Origin of the sequence: Aliivibrio sp. EL58 (genome assembly GCF_900312675.1) — a bacterium.
GTDB lineage: Bacteria > Pseudomonadota > Gammaproteobacteria > Enterobacterales > Vibrionaceae > Aliivibrio.
This window is the reverse complement of the sequence record NZ_OMPC01000012.1, coordinates 301288-320916: the sequence shown is the minus strand read 5'-3', so window position 1 is coordinate 320916 and position 19629 is coordinate 301288. Positions and strand designations below refer to the sequence as shown.

The following is a 19629-nucleotide window of genomic DNA, read 5'->3' as shown; positions in this document are numbered from 1 at the left end:
TTATACCTCTGCGTAAGGTGCTCTAAATGCTGATTGTATTTTGTCTTCCATACCAAAGAACCGAGCTTTTTCCATTAACACTGAACGTTGCATTAGACCGGATGTAAAATAGTTTCCTTTTACCTTTCCTTCATCGCTTTGATCTTTGTTTGGTTTAAAAAAAAATATCTCTTCAAGGACGACATTATTACCTTCTAATCCAACAACTTCGGCAATGCTCATCACTTTACGAGTTCCGTCATGCAAACGGCTAATTTGGATAACAATATCAACCGCGCTAACAATGGTTCTTCTTACGGCTTCTAGTGGTAAGTTATTTGTTGCCATCATGACCATCGCCTCGACACGTGCTAATGCATCTCGTGGTGAGTTAGCGTGTAATGTTGACATTGAACCGTCATGACCAGTATTCATGGCTTGTAGCATTTCAAATGCTTCTCCACCACGACACTCCCCAACAATGATCCGATCAGGACGCATACGTAATGAATTAATTACCAAATCTCTTTGAGAAATAACCCCTGTCCCCTCAATGCCTGCCGTTCTTGTTTCTAATCTCACGACATGTGGTTGTTGCAGCCGTAGTTCAGCGGCATCTTCTATCGTTACGATACGTTCACCTTCTGAAATAAACTGAGACAAAGCATTCAACATGGTTGTCTTGCCAGAGCCGGTACCACCAGAAATCAATATATTTAAACGACAGCGAGAAGCCACCATCAGTAATTGCGCCATTTCTTTACTCATGGCTCCAAATTCAACTAAATCTGAAAAAACAATGCTTTGTTTTTTAAACTTACGAATTGAAATCGAAGTTCCATCAATCGCAATCGGTGGGATAACAATATTGACGCGACTACCATCTTCTAAACGGGCATCACACGTAGGGCTTGACTCATCCACTCGGCGACCAACACGACTTGCTATTCGTTTCGCTATATCAGTTAATTGCTGTTCATCAATAAAGTTAACTTTTACTTTTTCAACCAATCCATTTCGTTCAATAAACACATTCTCATGGCCATTGATCATGATGTCGGTAATGGTTTCATCATCCATTAAGTTCTGTAATGGACCTAAGCCAACTAATTCATTAACTAAGCTTTCAACAAATTCATTTTTCATGATAAGAGACACAGGCAGCTGCTCTCTATCAATCAATAATTCAACAGCATTAAGTAACTGTTGTGTAAGCTCTTGTTTCGTTAGTTTATTTAATGCCTCAGGTTCTAACGCATTAAAAATTTGAGTTCTTAATTGGATATATAACGCTTTATTATTCATTCGTCATTATCCTTTATGTTTAAAAAATCTAAAAATAGATCGTTTTTCTTGTTTTTGGTCTTCACCTAAAATCAATGCAATTAGATTAATTAAAGGTAAGGCCATTGATGATTTTGTTCTTATAATTTGTTGCCCTTCAAGAATATGCTGTGGTGCTTTTTCGTCATAAGGAACAATAATATGAGGCCTTTGTGCGCTATACTTTTCTATTTCATCAAGAGAAACAGAACCGCTATTTACCGGTCTTGATGAGTTCAAAACTGAAATAATACGAGTGTGATTATCTACATTATTTTTCTTAACCAATTGATTTAATCGGTTGTAATCTCGTAATGCAGATACGGTTTCATCAAAAACAAAAATAAGTACATCAATACGCTGTAATAAGCTAACGATATCACCTTCATTTCTAATCAAGTGCGCGTAATCTTCTATCATAACGCTTGAATTATTAAGCACTTGTTCTTGCACTGCTAAAGTATATTCATTTAACTCTTGAGTTGATAACTCTTCAGAATCAATAGCAAGCATAGACAGCATAGGGGTCACTTTACGTATAACCCCAAGCGCATAAGTCCCATCAATATTAGATAATAATGTGCCTTTTTGTACCGCTCTTTTTTGGTATTGCTTTAAGCCCATAAAAATATCAAGATTTCCACCATGATAATTATGATCAACAAGAAGCGTAGAAACCCCTTTATCTAAAGAAAGTGAACGAGATATCTCACTACTAATTAGAGATACTCCCACCCCCCCTTTAACACCAACCATTGCAATACGCTTTGCTTTTCGATTAGCCATCAATCCTTTATGCTGTTCATGGTTATCTAAAACATTTCGTATAAAATCAGAACATTCTTGCTTGCTTACTGGCCAAAAAAGGTAATAAAAACCCATTTCTTTTAATAAACGAATCGTTGAAATTGCATCTTCAGAGCCCACAATAACAACGGAAACTTGGCTTGGTAATAAATGAGCTAATCGCTGTGCATCTTGAACTACATCTTGGCTTGCATTTAATTCAATAATCACAACTTCTGGTGGATTTAATAAATCAATTTGACGAAACTCTTCGTCACGATTTTTAACACACTTTGGATCATCTTTACCATCAAACCGAAAAGATTCATTAACCAATGATCGACACTCTTCTGTCTGATAAAACAGCATCGTTTTTAGTTTATTACTTAACTTACTTTCATTATTTTTGTTCGCACTTAAACGCTCTGCCAAATCAAACATGATAGCTCCAATAATATGATGTTAATTACGCTAACTCTTTGTGAAATAGCTACATTGCATTTTTAGGATTAACCATAGAATGCCAGCGATTATTTTCGGTATAACAACCGATATTATTAGAACCGTAATAATCAATTTGCTCATAACCACAAATTTGATATTCAATTTGTTGAGTCATAAATGAAACAGTGACAAGAAAGTAAGGTTTATGTTGTAGTTCAACCGTTTTTATTTGAGTAAGGGTATAACCAAACTCTCCTAACAATTGCTGATATTTGACTTCTTGCTCTTTTATATCATCTTTATAAATTGATATTTTCCAATGACCTTTTTTATTTTTAAGGCCATGCTGACGAATAAAAGTATCAAGCTTATTTTTTACGATTTCGTCATTCTGACTATTAATAGAAAATGAATACGTCACAGGAATTACATTAATATACGTTCCTTGTTTTTCATTAATATGATCAGCACAACCAGATAAAATCAAAAGTATTGCTATTGCATAAAGTTTTTTCATTTTCTAAACCCACCGGCATTCAGAACTTCACTAGCCCATTTATCTTCAGCTCTTTCATAATCGCTGCCCATACCAAGAAAACGTCTTAACGTACTGGTTTTCTGCATGGTTGGAAGCTGGATTTGATTAGCTTTAACAGGTTGAACAAGATTTACCGTTGCAACAATAATCAATTCAGTTCGATTTCGTTCGGTTCCGGTATGACGAAATAAAGCCCCTAAAATAGGGATATCACCAACAAAAGGAATACGAGTTAACGACTCTTTCTCTTCACTATTAAGTAAGCCACCTAGCACAAAGCTTTGTCCGTCGCCTAGTTCAACAGTCGTTCTTGCACTGCGGGTTTTTAATGATGGTAAGTTATAATTATCATTAGCGTATTGAGTATCAAGAGAACTAACGCTAGGTGCTAAAGCTAACTTGATTTTGTCATCTCGCTCAACTTTCGCGGTTAGATCCAATTTCACACCAAACTCTTTATACTGAACGTTTGTCGCCCCATCAATTACGGTAACAACGGGTAATTCGCCACCAACAAGAAAGCTTGCATCTTCCCCTGATATCACTGACAAATTCGGTTCAGCTAATATTTGCCCTACTGAATCAGTCCCTACTGCCGTAATAACAGAAACAATGTCGCTAGCACTAAAATGAACGAGTTGATCAACAAAAATACCGGCTTGGCCATTACTGCCCACCTTAATACCAAAATCCTGCATGAAAGAATGAGAGACTTCAGCTATGGTCAGTTTCACATTGACTTGCTTTGTTCTAGCAACTTCAATTTGGTTTACAACCCCTTCAAAGTTAAGCTTATCCATGTAAGTCAATTCTGTACGATCATCTTGGGCATTGTTATCAGCGCTATCATCAAATAATAATGTTCCAACCATTTGATAAATTTTGTCTCGGTCCTCTTCATTAAGAACAGTTCCACTTACTACTGCATTAGTACCAATAGCATAAATATCGATATCTGAGGTTGGGAACCTCAACTTAACTTGTTGTTCAATACCTGAATAATTACGACTGATAATGATTTTTTTATTTATTAATTCACGCCCTTGAACATCAAAAGCAATAAAAACAGAATCACCAACTTCACGTCCAAATAAAACCACTTTATATTTATCAATAATTTTGTAATCGGCTACTTTTGGATCTGAAATGAATACTGAAGATATCTCTGAATCGGTAATAATACTTTTTGCGTCACCGGCAGATAAGTTTTCAATATCTTTAGCATGTAACGGACTTGATAAGAAACCAAGTAAAGCGACTAAAACAATAAGAATTCGACGTTGCATATTATTAACCTCTAAACTCTTTAATAGAATTGTTTGGCTTTATTTTTTTAGATTCAGGAATACTAATAACATCACTTGAATCCGCATGAAGCTCATGAGAAAACTCAGCACCAATAGATTTATGAATTTCCAGTTCAGCAATACGTTGAGCTATTACTAATTTAGCTAACTCTCTATTTGATACTTCTAAAACTAGCGTAGTTACTGTCTTTGTCGATTTACTGTTTAATCGCACCGATTTTTCTTGCTGAATAATGTCAAGAACCATAATCTGGGTTAATAGTGGAGCCATCTTTAAGCTCTTCACATTTGAAATAGAATTACTGTTTGATAGATTTTGATCTGATGATGAAATAGAGGCAATATCAACAACATCACCAGTAGAAATAGCTCCACCAAGGATGGCATCATTTTCAACTATTAGGTTAAAAGGAACTTTTCCTTCCTTAATAACTAGATTGATATACCCTTCTTGCCCTGGACTTAACAGCACATCAGGAGTAACAATATCCCCCTGAAAAATATCTTTTTTAACTAATAAGCTTTTATTAAAATCATACTTAATATCACTAACAATGCCGAAACGATCCGCTTGTGTTTGACTGATTCGTTGCACCTCAAGATCCGTTCGTTGCACTAACGAACCAAACATTAAATCTTTTTTGGCTATCCAGACCATAACGGTTGGCTCTGGAAGTTTATCTAATTCTTTTATCTTTTCGGGATCTGAAGAAGCTATATTGGTAGTTTGAGACATACCAAACAGACCTATTGAAATAGCAACTACAGCTAAAACCAATATTATTTTTGATTTCATTTTTCACCTACATTGATGCGAGAATACCGAATAAACTTCCTATAGAAATAGCGACCCCATAAGGAACACCCCTATCTATCCACTCTCTATTATTCGTTAGTTTATACATACTGTATTGGCAATAAGCTTGAAGCCCACCAATAAATAATATAATGATAGTAATTAGTAATATATATTCTTTATTTATCATTAATGACATCGCAGAAAACAACTTAATATCACCTGCGGCTATAACATTAAATTTAAATAAAATAAAACCAAAAAATAGAATTATTAAAGGAGATATTAAAAAATCAATATCACCTTTAACAAAGATAGAAAAAAATCCAATAAGTGAAATTAATACAATTATATTATTAGATATTTTTCTATTTCTAATATCGTGAAAAACAATATAAATATTAGTAGAGACAATTAAACCAATAAAAATAAGTGTCATAATTTCGATACTATAAATTACTTAGTCGGTGGAATTGGAGTATTAGCGGAAGTAATATTACTAGAAATATTATCCATTGCAGTAGACAAAGCATCTGCTAATGATCCCTTGAAAACAGCAAGTACAACAACAGACATACAAACACCAATGATTGCATATTCAATAGCTGTTACACCACGCTCATCACTTTTAAAAGATTGTAGAGCAAGTTGAGATTTTACGAATAATTTAGTTAGCATAATAAACCCTTGATTGATTAATATCTGTTCGAAGTGAACAAGATGAATAATATTCAACCAACCAAAGCGCGTCAATTTAATGACACAACCTATGACATTTCCATGACATGTACGTAAGTTTCATTCAGACTCCATTCAGGATTGGGCTGTAATCATACTCTTATAAGGTTTATATAAAAAATGGGCCTGCATGTAGTGGCCCATTCTATTTACTTTTAATAATTTACCAGCTTAGTTTTTTATTCAACAACAACGAAACAGAAAGAATACAAGCGACTCCGCCTAAATCAGCATGACGAATGGCTGCTTGAGCTTGTTGTTGAACCTTAGGTTTTGCATGATAAGCAATGCCAAGGCCTGCAGCCTCCATCATTACCAGATCATTGGCACCATCACCAACGGCGACCGTATTGCTGATCTCAATGTCATACTTATCAGCTAATTCAACTAAGATTTCTGCTTTTGTTTCACCGCTAACAATGTCACCAATAACGTTACCTGTCAGCTTTCCATTAAGGATTTCAAGTTGATTGGATTGTGCGTGTACTAAATTTAATTCTTCTTTTAGATAATCCGAGAAATAAGTAAAGCCGCCAGAAGCAATTGCCGCTTTCCAACCATACTTATGCATCGTTGCAACCAGTTCTCTAATTTCAGGCATAAAAGGAAGTTCAGACTTAACTTTAGCAAGGATCGCTTCATCTGCACCAGCCAAGCTTCCGACACGTTGAAGTAAACTTTCTTTAAAATCGAGTTCACCCTGCATTGCTCGTTCTGTGACTTCTGATACTTGCTTGCCAACACCGGCTAGTTTCGCAATTTCATCAATACATTCGATCTCTATTGCTGTCGAATCCATATCGAAAAGAATGATCCCTGGCGTTGAAAGATCTGGAATATCTTTGATCTCGACGTAATCTAAGCCTAGTTCATCAACAATGATTTTATATTCAGGCGTAATATCACCAGCAATGGCAGCAACTTCATAATTGCCAACTTTCCAGGTTCTAACGATGGTGGTTGTCATACCAACAAAAAAATCGATATCTTTAAAATGAAAAGGTGAAAGGTGTGGCCCATAAATGACCCATCCAACACTCTTTATCTCTAACTGAGAGGCTGTTACTGATGTTCTAAAGCGGCTAACTAATGTGGCGTGCTTCTTAATTGAAAATGGCGCTATCGTATCCATGATTTATTTCCTTACTCATCCTGTCTCAAAAATACCGATTGAAACTACATTGAGCAAGCCTGTTAAGACATAAACTGCTATTTTTTTTAAATTTGGGTATAATTCCGTCATTCTTATTTTTGTGGTGCTAACGATGCTTTCTCAAAATTTTGTCACCAAAAGTATAATGTTACTTTCTCTTTTGGCATTCAGTTATTTTATTTTAATCAACAGTACCGTTATCAGTGACAGTAACCAAGTCATTCAAAATAAACAGTTACAAGATTTAAGTCGAACCATGACTCGCCAAGCTGCCCTCTTTTCTGTTGATAATATCAAACAAGATAATCATGAAGGGTTACTGCAACTGGCTAACAATTTAGCCAAAGAGCCTCTAGTATTCGATGCAACGATTTATGATGCGGAAGGCGGCATTTTAGCTAAAAGTGACAATGCACTTACTGCCTCTCAAATTACAGGATTAAACACCCCACTTTCTATTGATGGTATTGGCCGCCAACAGTTAATCGAGCCAATCACAAAAGATAATCATCTAATGGGCTTTTTAAGGATTACCTTTGAGAAATCAACCCTGACAGGATTTGCTAATCATCATTACCGTAAAAGTGATCGCTTAATGTTTGGTATGTTAGCGATAAGTTTAGTGTCGGGAATGCTCATTATGGCTCTACTTCGAAAACGTAAAAACTCAAATAAACCCATCACTACTTTATTTGGTGGAAAATCATAAAAAAGAAAGGCGATGAAGTCACCCTCATCGCCTTTTTTATATCTAAGCGTTAACTTAGCAATTGATATTATTTATCGCCAAGTAATACTGAATCTAGTGCGATTAGCATCATTTCATCAAACGTCGTTGCACGCTCATCTGATGTTGTTTGCTCACCGGTCTTAATGTGATCCGATACTGTACAAATTGCTAATGCTTTGGCACCGTATTCAGCAGCCACACCGTACATGCCAGCGGCTTCCATCTCTACGCCTACAATGCCGTATTTATCCATTAGATCAAACATGCTTGGATCTGGCGTGTAGAACAACTCAGCAGAGAAAAGGTTACCTACTTTTACATCGATACCACGTGCTTGAGCTGCTAACTCTGCGTTACGAACCATTTCATAATCAGCAATCGCTGCAAAGTCATGATCTTTAAAACGGATGCGGTTCACTTTTGAATCAGTACATGCGCCCATACCGATAACAACATCACGTAGTTTGATGCCATCATTCACAGCACCACAGCTGCCTACACGGATCACTTTTTTAACGCCAAAATCTTTTACTAACTCTGTCATGTAGATTGAGCATGATGGAATACCCATACCGTGGCCCATAACAGAAATCTTACGACCTTTATAAGTACCCGTAAAACCATACATATTACGAACGTCACATACTTGAACTACATCATCAAGGAATGTCTCAGCAATGTATTTTGCGCGGATTGGGTCACCAGGCATCAGTACTACGTCTGCAAAATCACCCATTTCAGCATTAATATGTGGAGTAGCCATAATTTATATCCTTGCTTATTTAACGTTAAATAGAAAAAAGCAGTAGAGAGGGCTCTACTGCTTATCATTTTTTATAGGAAAGATTTTCCATATTCCATATCAGAGGTTTCAAAGTACTCTGCTAAGGTTTGACCAATATCTGCAAATGTATCACGACGCCCTAATGAGCCAGCAGGTACTTTATGACCATAAACAATCACTGGGATATGTTCACGTGTATGATCGGTTCCTGGCCATGTTGGATCACAACCGTGATCTGCCGTTAGAATCAGAATATCATCTTCTTTTAGCATATCCATGATCTCAGGAAGACGACCATCAAAATATTCTAATGCTGCGGCATAACCTGCCACATCGCGACGATGACCATACGCTGAATCGAAATCGACAAAGTTAGTAAATACGATAGTGTTATCACCTGCCGTTTCAATCGCGTCTTTAGTCGCATCAAACAATGCAGGGATACCTGTCGCTTTGGTTTTTTGAGTAATACCGCAACCTGCGTAAATATCAGAGATCTTGCCAATTGAATGAACGTGGCCATTCTTCTCTTCAACTAATTTTTGCAGCACGGTAGTTGCAGGTGGCTCTAATGATAAATCACGACGATTACCTGTACGCTCAAATTTACCTTTGCCTTCACCAACAAATGGACGCGCAATTACACGGCCAATGTTGTAATCAGCAAGCTCTTCACGAGCAATCTGACAAAGCGTTAGCAAATTATCTAAACCAAATGTCTCTTCATGACAGGCAATTTGGAATACTGAATCGGCAGAGGTATAGAAAATAGGCATGCCTGTTTTCATGTGCTCTTCGCCCAAATCATCAAGTACTTGAGTTCCTGATGCATGGCAGTTACCTAGGTAACCAGAAAGATTTGCACGAGCAAGAATGCGATCAGTCAGTTCTTTAGGGAAGCTGTTTGTTTTATCAGAAAAGTAACCCCAATCAAACAATACTGGAACACCGGCGATTTCCCAGTGGCCTGAAGGCGTATCTTTACCTGAAGACAATTCAGCCGCATGGCCGTAAGCACCAATGATCTCAGCGTTCGCATCTAAACCTGCTGCAAATTGACCTGTTGATTCTTTACCCGCCATCGCTAAACCAAGCTTAGAAAGGTTTGGAAGAGTTAAAGGTCCTTGACGATTACTGTTGTCAGCTAGGCCTTTATCACACTGCTCAGCAATATGACCCATAGTATCTGAACCTACATCGCCAAATTTTTCAGCGTCGCCTGCGGCACCGATACCAAATGAATCTAGTACTAAAATTATTGCACGTTTCATGTTTTCTTCCTTACACATCTTCAGGGCGAATTTTGCGATAAACTTCCGGAGTCATTTCTGGTTGTTCATCACTAATCACGATTGCTGCTTTTACAGCATCCGCGGCTTGTTGCCATTGTTCTTCACTGCGAGCATGGATCATCGCTAGTGGTTGTTCTGTATCTGCTGTTTGACCAAGACGGATCATATCACTTAAACCAACCGCATAATCAATAGTATCGGTTGCAACACGACGGCCACCGCCCATACCTACAACTGCCATACCCAAATCACGAGTATCCATTGCATTAACGAAACCGGCTTTATCTGCAAATACAGGTTTAATAATTTGTGCGCTTTCTAAGTGGTTATCGTAATTTTCAATAATGTCACTTGGACCACCAAGACCAAATACCATTTTACCAAAGCATTCTGCTGCTTTGCCATTATCTAATACCGTTTGTAATTTAGCTCGAGCTTCTTTTTCATCTTTTGCTAAGTTAGCAATTACTAGCATCTCAGCACATAGTGCCATCGTTACTTCGTATAAACGAGGATTACGATATTCACCAGTTAAGAAACGAATCGCTTCACGTACTTCTAATGCATTACCGGCTGTAGAGGCCAATACTTGGTTCATATCAGTAAGCAGTGCCGTTGTCTTAGTTCCTGCTCCATTTGCTACTGCTACGATAGATTTTGCTAACTCTTCAGATGCTTCGTAAGTTGGCATAAATGCACCAGAACCGACTTTAACATCCATTACTAACGAGTCTAAACCTGCCGCTAATTTCTTAGATAAGATAGAGGCCGTGATCAATGAAATATTATCAACAGTTGCTGTTACATCACGAGTGGCATACACACGTTTATCAGCAGGAGCTAAATCACCTGTTTGGCCAATAATCGCCACACCAGCTTCTTTAGTTACTTTTCCAAAAATCTCATTGCTTGGCATAATGTTGTAACCAGCAATAGATTCAAGTTTATCCAGAGTACCGCCAGTGTGACCTAAACCACGGCCAGAGATCATTGGAACATAGCCACCACACGCAGCCACCATAGGGCCAAGCATCAATGAAGTCACGTCACCAACGCCACCTGTTGAATGTTTATCAACAATAGGTCCGTCAAAGTTCATGTGACTCCAATCAATCACCATGCCTGAATCACGCATTGCACACGTTAATGCGATACGTTCTGGCATTGTCATTTCATTAAAGTAGACCGCCATTGCAAAAGCTGCAATTTGACCTTCAGACACGGTATTCTTTGCAACCCCTTGAATAAAGAAGTTAATTTCTTCTGTTGTTAGTACTTTATTGTCACGTTTTCTGCGAATAATCTCTTGTGGTAGATACATTAGTGCCTCCCCAATCTTGGTTGGGTAATTTATATAGGTAGGGTTGAGGTAGGTGAGACGGTAATGCCTCACCTAAGTCGATTTATTTTTTAGCTATAAATCAAGTAACGAGAAACTAGTAAGCTGATGGGTCAGCTGTTTCTTCTGTTACTTCTAATGTATTTAAAAGATTAGTCAGTAGGCTTGAAGCACCAAAACGGTAGTGCATGTTATCAGCCCAATCGCCACCTAAAATATCATCAGCCATTGCTAGGTATGCTTGTGCATCTTCAGCAGTACGAACGCCGCCAGCAGGCTTAAAGCCAACTGTTTTAGCTACGCCCATATCACGAATTACTTCTAGCATCATGCGTGCATATTCAGGTGTTGCGTTAACTGGCACTTTACCTGTTGATGTTTTAATGAAGTTAGCGCCTGCTTCAATACAGATTTGAGACGCTTTTTTGATCAATGCTTCTTCTTTTAGCTCACCCGTTTCGATGATTACTTTAAGCAGAACATCACCACACGCTTCTTTACACTGTTTAACCAGTTCAAAACCTACTGTTTCGTCACCAGCAATCAATGCACGGTATGGGAATACCACATCAACTTCATCAGCACCGTAAGCAACAGCGGCTTTAGTTTCAGCAACAGCGATAGCAATATCGTCATTACCGTGTGGGAAGTTAGTTACCGTTGCAATGCGTACTTCTGGTGTGCCTTGCTCGCGCAGCGTTTTCTTAGCGATAGGTACGAAGCGCGGGTAAATACAAACAGCAGCTGTATTACCTACTGCTGTTTTCGCATTCTTACATAATGCGATTACCGCTTCATCTGTATCGTTATCGTTAAGCGTCGTTAGATCCATTAATTTTAATGCACGTAGTGCCGCTGCTTTTAAATCGCTCATTGTTATCTCCAAAATAGAATAAATTCTTTGATAGTTTTGCTGTTCATATATTAAGTTCAACAGCAAATGAGCGGACTTGATTCCCTGAAGACTTGAGCGCATAACGCCCAATCAATATCCATTTTGCCGCCAGTACTTACTTCAATAGTATGAATGAGTACCGCTCTAACATCTCATCATGAGACGCCGTTGAAACATGGTTCATTTTACCAATACTTCTCTAGTGTCACTAGTGAAACCATGTTTCCATATAAAGACACAGAGATTATGAAAAGAAACGTTCAATTATCCATTGATAACCGACTGCACCGGCGTAAACACCGACAATCCCCATCACTCCTGATAAAACAGGTGGTGCTGGAATAGGTAATTTAATTGCTGAAAAAACAACGCCAACAATCAAACCTGCAAATATAGACAATAGAACTTCATTCATAATTAACTCTCTAGATTCTCATTATATGTATGCATTAAACATAGTTTATTTTTGATAATCTAGCTGTGTTTCTCTTTACTATGCCTCACATTATACCAAGTTAATTTACTGCTTATGTTTCTAACGAGTAACGCAATCGGTTTGCATCTCAAACTTTTTACCTAAAAAGTGTGAAAACGATTCATTCAGACATCACAATTTTTTCTTTTCTATAGATATAAAAAAACCCGCATTGAATGCGGGTTTTTAGGTATCTAACTTACTCTATAATGATTATAGAGATAGGAATAGACCTGCGATTGTTGCAGACATTAAGTTTGATAATGTACCAGCAGCAACAGCTTTCATACCCATCTTAGCGATATCATGACGACGTTCAGGAGCAAGGCTACCTAAACCACCAAGTAGAATCGCTACAGAAGAAAGGTTAGCAAAACCACATAATGCGAATGAAATGATTGCTTTTGTTTTCTCAGAAAGAACTACTTCAGCGCCTTCAGCTAGGTACGGTGCAAAGTTTAGGTAAGCAACGAATTCGTTAACTACCAGTTTTTGACCAAGGAATGAACCTGCGATTGTCGCTTCTTCCCACGGCACACCGATAATGAATGCAACTGGAGCAAAGATGTAACCAAGAATAAGCTCTAGAGTAATGTCTGGCATACCGAACCAACCACCAACACCACCAAGGATACCGTTGATTAGAGCGATTAGACCGATGAATGCAAGAAGCATTGCACCTACGTTTAACGCAAGTTGCATACCTGTTGCTGCACCAGCAGCTGCGGCATCAATTACGTTTGCAGGTTTGTCTGCGCCTTCTTGTTCTAAAGCATCAAATTGATCAACCGGAGTTTCCGTTTCTGGTTTAAGAATTTTAGCAAATAGAAGACCACCAGGTGCAGCCATGAATGATGCCGCGATTAGGTATTCTAGAGGCACGCCCATAGAAGCATAACCAGCAAGTACACCACCAGCAACAGAAGCAAGACCACCACACATTACTGCAAACAATTCAGATTGAGTCATTTTTGGAATGAATGGACGAACTACTAGAGGTGCTTCTGTTTGACCAACGAAAATGTTCGCAGTAGCAGAAAGTGATTCCGCACGAGAAGTGCCTAGTGCTTTTTGAAGAGCACCACCTAGGAAGTTAATCACGACTTGCATAATACCAAGGTAATAAAGTACCGCAGTTAATGATGCAAAGAATACGATTACAGGAAGAACACGCAGTGCGAAGATGAAACCGCCGCCGCCAAATAATTCAAACATTTTACCCGATACTAGGCCACCGAATAAGAATTCGATACCTGTGTTACCGTAGTTTATTACATTAGCAACCGCTTCAGATGCACCTAAAAGTACATCACGACCCACAGGTACATAAAGTATGAATGCACCTAAAAGAAATTGAATGGCAAAAGCGCCACCGACAGTACGTAGATTGATTGCTTTGCGGTTATCAGATAGAAGTACTGCAAAAGCAAGCAGTGCTACAATCCCAACCAAGCTCATTAACAGGCTCATAGTTAAAAGTTTCCCTAAAATTGATTGTTGGCGTGTTTCAAATTAGCGGGGGCGATTATACTCACTGAAGCACCAATAAAGTAATGCTGTTGTCACACATTCGTCGTCCGTACATCATGTATTCACTCATAATTGTGACTCTTATCACTAATTGAAATCTAAATATTCATCAATTACACCTAAAGTAATGACAAATAACTCAAATCCCAAACAAAGAGGTGGTATTTTTATAAACAGCTTTTGCAACCGTTTGCTTTGATTCTTTTCTAAGCAAACACAAGTATTCATAGATACTTAGCACTTTATCTGGCGAATTGGGCTCCCCTTGAAATCCATTAATTGGCATATCTGGAGAATCAGTTTCTAATAAAATCATCTCAAGTGGTATTTGAGCAATCACCTCTCTTGTTTTTTTTGCACGCTCATAAGTGATCACTCCGCTAACACCAATCAAGAACCCCAAAGAAATGAATTGTTCTGCTTGTTGCAAGCTGCCACTAAAGCCATGGATAACGCCCCCTTTCTCTGGTTTTATTTCTCGCAGTATTTTAAAAACATGATCGTGGCTTTTTCGACTGTGAACAATTAAAGGAAGTTGGTGGATTTTGGCTAATAGGCACTGCTCTCTAAAGACATCAATTTGAATATCTCGATTACTTTCTTTATCCCAAAAATCTAAGCCGCACTCACCAACAGCAACACACTTATCTCTATGTTCGTTGACAAATAGCTTTAATGAGGCCAATTCAGATTGATGATCATTTGAGATAAAGAGAGGATGAATGCCTAAAGCATAATAAATTGATGCATTCTGACGTGATAAGGAGACAACGTTAGCCCAATTAGATTGATTAACACTAGGAACAATAAATTTGCTGACGCCTTTCGCTTGAGCTTTTTGAAGATAATACGGTTCATTTCCAGAAAAAGGAGAAAAATCCAAATGACAATGAGAGTCAATAAATTCAAATGACATTATTCACCTTCTTTTTTATATGGTACACAGCTGCGCTTATTTTCAGGTGTTAAGCCAAGAGACTCGCACCATGCATCATATTTTTTAATCCATTGTTTAATAATTTTCCACATAACTCACCTCTAACTTCAAAACTAAAAACAGCGACTAAGTAAACTATAGATACAAAAACGGAGTCCATTAAGACTCCGTTTCATTTATTTGATAAATAGCTAATTAGTGTTCGCGAGTTGCTCTGAATTGAACCTCAGGGAAACGCTCAGACGCTAAATTCAAATTAACCATCGTCGGTGCAATATACGTTAAGTTATTGCCACCATCTAACGCTAGGTTAGTTTGGTTTTTACGTTGGAAGTCGTCCATGATTTTACCATCGGTACATTCAACCCAACGAGCGGTTGCGACACTGATACCTTCATAAATAGCTTCAACGTTATATTCAGATTTCAAACGAGAAACAACCACATCAAACTGAAGTACACCAACCGCACCAACAATCAAATCATTGTTTTGTAGTGGACGGAAAACCTGTACAGCACCTTCTTCTGAAAGTTGAACAAGGCCTTTTAGCAGTTGCTTTTGTTTTAGTGGATCTTTTAGGCGAATACGACGGAATAGTTCAGGGGCAAAGTTTGGAATACCTGAGAACTTCAAGTTTTCACCTTGCGTGAACGTATCACCGATTTGGATCGTACCATGGTTATGTAAACCAATAATGTCACCTGCATAAGCCGTTTCAGCACGAGAGCGATCCCCTGCCATAAAGGTTACTGCATCAGAAATACTAACGTTCTTACCTGTACGGACGTGATTCATTCTCATGCTTTGAGTATAAGTACCAGACACGATACGCATGAAAGCAATACGGTCACGGTGTTTAGGATCCATGTTTGCTTGGATCTTAAATACAAAGCCTGAGAACTTCTCTTCTGTAGCTTCTACTGAACGCTCTACCGCTTCACGAGTTTGTGGTGCTGGAGCCCACTCAGTTAAGCCTTCTAGCATATGGTCAACACCAAAGTTACCTAGTGCAGTACCAAAATAAACCGGTGTTAGCTCGCCCGCTAAGAATAATTCAAGATCAAACTCAGGACATGCGCCAATAACAAGCTCTAACTCTTCACGCACACTTGCAGCCAGTTCAGCACCTACTGCAGCATCCAATTCAGGGTTATCTAAGCCTTTAATGGTGCGAACTTCTTGGATCTCATGGCCATGGCCTGATTCATACAAGATCGTTTCATCACGATGAATGTGATAAACACCTTTAAACTCTTTACCACAACCGATAGGCCATGAAATAGGTGCACAAGCCATTCCTAGCTCGCTTTCTACTTCATCAAGCACTTCCATTGGATCACGTACTTCACGGTCTAATTTGTTCATAAACGTAACGATTGGTGTGTCACGTAAACGTGTTACTTCCATTAGTTTACGAGTACGGTCTTCGACACCTTTCGCCGCATCGATAACCATTAGACATGAATCTACCGCTGTTAATGTACGGTAGGTATCTTCCGAGAAATCTTCGTGTCCAGGAGTATCAAGAAGGTTAACTAGGCAACCGTTAAATGGAAATTGCATTACCGACGTAGTTACCGAGATACCACGTTCTTTTTCCATTTCCATCCAGTCTGATTTTGCGTGCTGGTTTGAACCACGACCTTTTACCGTACCCGCTTTTTGAATCGCGTTTCCGAATAATAATACTTTTTCAGTAATGGTTGTTTTACCCGCATCCGGGTGAGAAATGATGGCAAACGTTCTGCGTTTACCCACTTCTTGTAAAAAAGACATAAGCGTTGATAATCCTGTAAGATTTCAGAAAGGATGTAATTAGGCGAGATTATACTCAAAGACGTTGATTATCTAAAGCGCCGAATTAAAAGAATATATAACTCATGATAATGGCATCTTCCTTACCATTAGCTGTTGGGTAGTAATCGTGGCGTCGAGTCACTTCATTAAACCCTTCAGATTCATATAAAGAAATCGCGTTAACATTACTTTCACGCACCTCAAGCCAAGCAGACTCAGCGCTTTGTTCCATACACATATCAATAAAAAACTCCGTCAATTTACGACCAAACCCTTTTCGTTGATACGCAGGATCTATTGCTATATTGAGTAAAGTGACTTCTCCCACCACATTTTGAGCATAGAAATAGCCAACAACTTGATCGTTTTCTAGCATCACTCGGTGTTGCGCGCAGCGACTATTCAAATCACGGATCATTGATTCAGCCCAAGGGTGTGAATGTGCCGCTCTTTCAATTCGCCAAATATCATCTAGGTGAGCATCGGAAATGCATTGAATATTAATGGTCATAAGAACAAATTTGTCGCCATAAATCGCGTCGTGATTGGGTATTGGTATGCATTTCAGAAAGAAGCAGTGAACTTAATGCTTTTACTTCTTCCAATTCAGTAACAGGCACACCTGAGAACCAGCACCATGTTAAATGATGCTCAGCTAAATACTCTAACGACTCAGAAGGAAGAAATAACGCCTGCTCTGGTAATAGTTTCATACTCGCAAGTACCTTTCCAAAGAGAAAAGCATCCCGTTCAGTAGGAATAGCAGGAGCTACAAATAACAACTGACAAGTTTCAGGTAGCGATATTGTGCTTGCTTCTAATGCAGGAAAGAATTCAGGTTGACGAACTTGCCAAACCGAAATATTCATTTCATTTAAAAACTGTAACGCTTGCTGTGGCATATCAATTCACCTGTCAATCTAAGGGGAAGAATACTATCAACATTCCAGTATTGATGCCACTTGAAGTGTCTTAAATAATAAACATCTGATGGATTTGACCTCCCCCTGACTTTGGCATTATCTTCATTTTATAGTCTTTGCGACCCGACTGACTTAAGGCCATATTCATGAAAAAACAATTACTCACCGCTGCTGGTATTTGCTCATTAATCACGTTTTTACTATTGGTAATATTGATTAATGTCGCCTCTGTAAATACTGCCTATGCCAATGAAAATGAATGGGTTTTAATCAGCGATAAAGTAGTTAACTTTGAAGAAGAAACAGATACCGTTGAACCTCTTGCTTTTGTCAGCGAAAGAAAGTTTTCAAAAATAAAAGTAAAGTGTATCCAAGGTACGGTAAACATTAAAAGCATGAATGTCACTATGACGGATGGGGCGACTAAAAAATTAAGTACATTAGGTACCTTAACCAAAGGCATGTCGACCAGAGTTTACAAGCTTCCAGGTTCAGAAAAAGCGAAATTTGATTTTCTTGAGTTAGAATATAAAAGCTGGGGAAGCTTAGCCTTAAACGCCGCAGGTGTCGTCAAAAAAGCAAAGATAGAAGTCTGGGGACTAAAACGATAAATAAAAATGAATGCCCATTAGTAAATATGAGCATTCCATGACTTCATTATAGTAAATCAAACTCAGGGCAGTATTCGATCAAGCCTGCTTTCCCTTCTATGAATTCGGGTGAGCACGCTTTAATCATAAATGCCTCTTCTGGCACTTCCCATTTGCATTCCATACCATGATTTTTGGCCGTTTCAAAACCAAAGCGTTGATAATAGGCAGGATCACCTAACACAACAACAACAGGGTAACCGAGTTCGGTCAGTGTTTCTAACCCCTCTTTAATTAAGTCCTGGGCTATGCCTTGTTTTTGGTACTCTTCTTTAACGCACAAAGGAGCGAGCCCTTGCCAATTAAGATCTTCACCATTAAGCATTACAGGGCTAAACAAGCAGTGTCCAATCACTTCACCTTCATCCGTACAAGCCACTAATGATAAAGTTAAATGGCTATTTTCACGTAAGGACATGACCAAGCTAGCTTCTGCTTCTGTTTCAAATGTCGTACGAACTAATCGATCAATCGTTAAAATATCCGCTGGAGCTTCAGTTCTAATAAGCATTTATCGTCTCTTTTACTTCAGGCTTCTGCAAGCCCTGTTGGACAAAATTAGCCAACGTCATTAATGCTTGATTTAAAGGCTTTGGTAATGAATCAAGATCTACACTGTCCATCAAGTTTTTCACTTCTAACCCAAGCTCTGTATCACCTTCAATTTTCAAGCGACGTTGGAAAAATAGAGTATCAGGATCTTCTTTACGGCCAGCAATCAAGATTAAATCATTTAACTGTCCGCTAAAGCTCACATCATCACTCTCGATGTTGCCTGAGACTATCAGCTTTTCATCTTGATAACTGATAAACCAGTGCAATTCGAGATCAGTAATTGAAACTTTTAACCATTTATCTTCTAAAAACTCAAAATCACCATCTTCAAGCGCTTCATGAAATACTTGTTTTAACCCTTCAAGCAATACCTTCTGTTGCATTGAAACAGGAACTAACTTTGCCGGTGTTTTTAAGATCGATGCCGCATTTTTTACTATTTTTGAACGAATTTGATTAATCACGCTTAATTTCCATTACATTTGGTCGATAACTGTAAGCAAGTATAAATTGATTGCCCGATATCTAACCTGTTTCTTATCAAAAAAAGCACTTATTACAATTTAGGGTAGAAAATAGGGATTCATTCAATGTATATTTTATTGTTCGACTTATAAATACTGATGATTATTATTAATTCTGGAAGTTATTGGTCTTC

Annotated in this window: 22 protein-coding genes; 2 read left to right on the top strand and 20 right to left on the bottom strand. The window is 38.3% G+C overall.

All coding sequences use genetic code 11. The features are described 5' to 3' along the window. The 8 genes from ED622_RS19595 to serB form a co-directional block, all read right to left on the bottom strand. Window positions 1-1284 (bottom strand): CpaF family protein, encoded by a 1284-nt coding sequence (locus ED622_RS19595; protein WP_122036702.1) that lies wholly within the window; start codon window positions 1282-1284, stop codon window positions 1-3. A 6-nt stretch (window positions 1285-1290) separates the two neighbouring features. Next, window positions 1291-2529, bottom strand: coding sequence for a chromosome partitioning protein ParA (locus tag ED622_RS19590; RefSeq protein WP_122036701.1), 1239 nt, complete (start codon window positions 2527-2529; stop codon window positions 1291-1293). 49 nt (window positions 2530-2578) lie between these two features. Then, entirely contained in the window at window positions 2579-3049 is a 471-nt protein-coding gene (locus ED622_RS19585; RefSeq protein ID WP_122036700.1) for a hypothetical protein, read from the bottom strand. Further along, window positions 3046-4356, bottom strand: a complete 1311-nt coding sequence (locus tag ED622_RS19580; RefSeq protein ID WP_122036699.1) for a type II and III secretion system protein family protein — start codon at window positions 4354-4356, stop codon at window positions 3046-3048. Before ED622_RS19580 ends, ED622_RS19585 begins: the two co-directional genes overlap by 4 nt. A gap of 4 nt (window positions 4357-4360) precedes the next feature. After that, the gene (cpaB, locus tag ED622_RS19575) at window positions 4361-5173 is read right to left on the bottom strand and encodes a Flp pilus assembly protein CpaB (protein ID WP_122036698.1); all 813 of its coding nucleotides are present in this window, start codon (window positions 5171-5173) and stop codon (window positions 4361-4363) included. A 7-nt stretch (window positions 5174-5180) separates the two neighbouring features. After that, the gene (locus ED622_RS19570; RefSeq protein ID WP_254052660.1) at window positions 5181-5612 is read right to left on the bottom strand and encodes a prepilin peptidase; all 432 of its coding nucleotides are present in this window, start codon (window positions 5610-5612) and stop codon (window positions 5181-5183) included. 17 nt (window positions 5613-5629) lie between these two features. Next, window positions 5630-5851, bottom strand: coding sequence for a Flp family type IVb pilin (locus ED622_RS19565; RefSeq protein ID WP_122036696.1), 222 nt, complete (start codon window positions 5849-5851; stop codon window positions 5630-5632). Between the two features lie 223 nt (window positions 5852-6074). Continuing rightward, a complete protein-coding gene (gene serB, locus ED622_RS19560) occupies window positions 6075-7043 on the bottom strand; it encodes a phosphoserine phosphatase (RefSeq protein ID WP_122036695.1) in 969 nt (322 codons plus the stop codon). A 133-nt stretch (window positions 7044-7176) separates the two neighbouring features. On the opposite strand from serB, the gene ED622_RS19555 reads away from it, so the two are divergent. Then, window positions 7177-7773: a YtjB family periplasmic protein gene (locus ED622_RS19555; protein WP_122036694.1), complete on the top strand. Its 597-nt coding sequence runs from the start codon at window positions 7177-7179 to the stop codon at window positions 7771-7773. A 67-nt stretch (window positions 7774-7840) separates the two neighbouring features. Here the strand turns inward: ED622_RS19555 and deoD are convergent, their stop codons facing one another. The 10 genes from deoD to ED622_RS19500 form a co-directional block, all read right to left on the bottom strand. After that, window positions 7841-8557, bottom strand: coding sequence for a purine-nucleoside phosphorylase (gene deoD / locus ED622_RS19550; RefSeq protein ID WP_105054054.1), 717 nt, complete (start codon window positions 8555-8557; stop codon window positions 7841-7843). A gap of 71 nt (window positions 8558-8628) precedes the next feature. Then, window positions 8629-9849 (bottom strand): phosphopentomutase, encoded by a 1221-nt coding sequence (locus ED622_RS19545; protein WP_122036693.1) that lies wholly within the window; start codon window positions 9847-9849, stop codon window positions 8629-8631. Between the two features lie 10 nt (window positions 9850-9859). After that, window positions 9860-11191 (bottom strand): thymidine phosphorylase, encoded by a 1332-nt coding sequence (deoA, locus tag ED622_RS19540; protein WP_122036692.1) that lies wholly within the window; start codon window positions 11189-11191, stop codon window positions 9860-9862. A gap of 115 nt (window positions 11192-11306) precedes the next feature. Further along, window positions 11307-12083, bottom strand: a complete 777-nt coding sequence (gene deoC, locus ED622_RS19535; RefSeq protein WP_122036691.1) for a deoxyribose-phosphate aldolase — start codon at window positions 12081-12083, stop codon at window positions 11307-11309. Window positions 12084-12348: 265 nt separating this feature from the next. Then, window positions 12349-12519 (bottom strand): XapX domain-containing protein, encoded by a 171-nt coding sequence (locus ED622_RS19530; protein WP_122036690.1) that lies wholly within the window; start codon window positions 12517-12519, stop codon window positions 12349-12351. A gap of 273 nt (window positions 12520-12792) precedes the next feature. Beyond that, entirely contained in the window at window positions 12793-14049 is a 1257-nt protein-coding gene (locus tag ED622_RS19525; RefSeq protein WP_122036689.1) for a NupC/NupG family nucleoside CNT transporter, read from the bottom strand. A gap of 199 nt (window positions 14050-14248) precedes the next feature. Next, a complete protein-coding gene (locus ED622_RS19520; protein WP_122036688.1) occupies window positions 14249-15025 on the bottom strand; it encodes a TatD family hydrolase in 777 nt (258 codons plus the stop codon). Between the two features lie 216 nt (window positions 15026-15241). Beyond that, entirely contained in the window at window positions 15242-16822 is a 1581-nt protein-coding gene (prfC, locus tag ED622_RS19510) for a peptide chain release factor 3 (protein WP_122036686.1), read from the bottom strand. Window positions 16823-16907: 85 nt separating this feature from the next. Further along, window positions 16908-17354, bottom strand: coding sequence for a ribosomal protein S18-alanine N-acetyltransferase (rimI, locus tag ED622_RS19505; protein WP_122036685.1), 447 nt, complete (start codon window positions 17352-17354; stop codon window positions 16908-16910). Further along, window positions 17344-17745: a DNA polymerase III subunit psi gene (locus ED622_RS19500; RefSeq protein ID WP_122036684.1), complete on the bottom strand. Its 402-nt coding sequence runs from the start codon at window positions 17743-17745 to the stop codon at window positions 17344-17346. The genes rimI and ED622_RS19500 overlap by 11 nt, the downstream gene beginning before the upstream one ends. A gap of 167 nt (window positions 17746-17912) precedes the next feature. Here ED622_RS19500 and ED622_RS19495 point away from each other — a divergent pair, with 167 nt between their 5' ends. Beyond that, a complete protein-coding gene (locus tag ED622_RS19495) occupies window positions 17913-18377 on the top strand; it encodes a hypothetical protein (protein WP_122036683.1) in 465 nt (154 codons plus the stop codon). Between the two features lie 46 nt (window positions 18378-18423). On the opposite strand, the gene ED622_RS19490 is transcribed toward ED622_RS19495, so the two are convergent. Next, complete coding sequence (locus tag ED622_RS19490) at window positions 18424-18927, bottom strand: GNAT family N-acetyltransferase (RefSeq protein WP_122036682.1); 504 nt, start codon at window positions 18925-18927, stop codon at window positions 18424-18426. Next, window positions 18917-19435, bottom strand: a complete 519-nt coding sequence (locus tag ED622_RS19485) for an SCP2 domain-containing protein (protein WP_122036681.1) — start codon at window positions 19433-19435, stop codon at window positions 18917-18919. The genes ED622_RS19490 and ED622_RS19485 overlap by 11 nt, the downstream gene beginning before the upstream one ends. Window positions 19436-19629 lie beyond the last annotated feature (194 nt).

Excerpts from the sequence above, each read along its gene's own strand:
- ED622_RS19595 (WP_122036702.1), bottom strand. The coding sequence starts at position 1,284 with ATGAATAATAAAGCGTTATATATCCAATTAAGAACTCAAATTTTTAAT.
- ED622_RS19590 (WP_122036701.1), bottom strand. The coding sequence starts at position 2,529 with ATGTTTGATTTGGCAGAGCGTTTAAGTGCGAACAAAAATAATGAAAGT.
- ED622_RS19585 (WP_122036700.1), bottom strand. The coding sequence starts at position 3,049 with ATGAAAAAACTTTATGCAATAGCAATACTTTTGATTTTATCTGGTTGT.
- ED622_RS19580 (WP_122036699.1), bottom strand. The coding sequence starts at position 4,356 with ATGCAACGTCGAATTCTTATTGTTTTAGTCGCTTTACTTGGTTTCTTA.
- cpaB (WP_122036698.1), bottom strand. The coding sequence starts at position 5,173 with ATGAAATCAAAAATAATATTGGTTTTAGCTGTAGTTGCTATTTCAATA.
- ED622_RS19570 (WP_254052660.1), bottom strand. The coding sequence starts at position 5,612 with ATGACACTTATTTTTATTGGTTTAATTGTCTCTACTAATATTTATATT.
- ED622_RS19565 (WP_122036696.1), bottom strand. The coding sequence starts at position 5,851 with ATGCTAACTAAATTATTCGTAAAATCTCAACTTGCTCTACAATCTTTT.
- serB (WP_122036695.1), bottom strand. The coding sequence starts at position 7,043 with ATGGATACGATAGCGCCATTTTCAATTAAGAAGCACGCCACATTAGTT.
- ED622_RS19555 (WP_122036694.1), top strand. The coding sequence starts at position 7,177 with ATGCTTTCTCAAAATTTTGTCACCAAAAGTATAATGTTACTTTCTCTT.
- deoD (WP_105054054.1), bottom strand. The coding sequence starts at position 8,557 with ATGGCTACTCCACATATTAATGCTGAAATGGGTGATTTTGCAGACGTA.
- ED622_RS19545 (WP_122036693.1), bottom strand. The coding sequence starts at position 9,849 with ATGAAACGTGCAATAATTTTAGTACTAGATTCATTTGGTATCGGTGCC.
- deoA (WP_122036692.1), bottom strand. The coding sequence starts at position 11,191 with ATGTATCTACCACAAGAGATTATTCGCAGAAAACGTGACAATAAAGTA.
- deoC (WP_122036691.1), bottom strand. The coding sequence starts at position 12,083 with ATGAGCGATTTAAAAGCAGCGGCACTACGTGCATTAAAATTAATGGAT.
- ED622_RS19530 (WP_122036690.1), bottom strand. The coding sequence starts at position 12,519 with ATGAATGAAGTTCTATTGTCTATATTTGCAGGTTTGATTGTTGGCGTT.
- ED622_RS19525 (WP_122036689.1), bottom strand. The coding sequence starts at position 14,049 with ATGAGCCTGTTAATGAGCTTGGTTGGGATTGTAGCACTGCTTGCTTTT.
- ED622_RS19520 (WP_122036688.1), bottom strand. The coding sequence starts at position 15,025 with ATGTCATTTGAATTTATTGACTCTCATTGTCATTTGGATTTTTCTCCT.
- prfC (WP_122036686.1), bottom strand. The coding sequence starts at position 16,822 with ATGTCTTTTTTACAAGAAGTGGGTAAACGCAGAACGTTTGCCATCATT.
- rimI (WP_122036685.1), bottom strand. The coding sequence starts at position 17,354 with ATGACCATTAATATTCAATGCATTTCCGATGCTCACCTAGATGATATT.
- ED622_RS19500 (WP_122036684.1), bottom strand. The coding sequence starts at position 17,745 with ATGCCACAGCAAGCGTTACAGTTTTTAAATGAAATGAATATTTCGGTT.
- ED622_RS19495 (WP_122036683.1), top strand. The coding sequence starts at position 17,913 with ATGAAAAAACAATTACTCACCGCTGCTGGTATTTGCTCATTAATCACG.
- ED622_RS19490 (WP_122036682.1), bottom strand. The coding sequence starts at position 18,927 with ATGCTTATTAGAACTGAAGCTCCAGCGGATATTTTAACGATTGATCGA.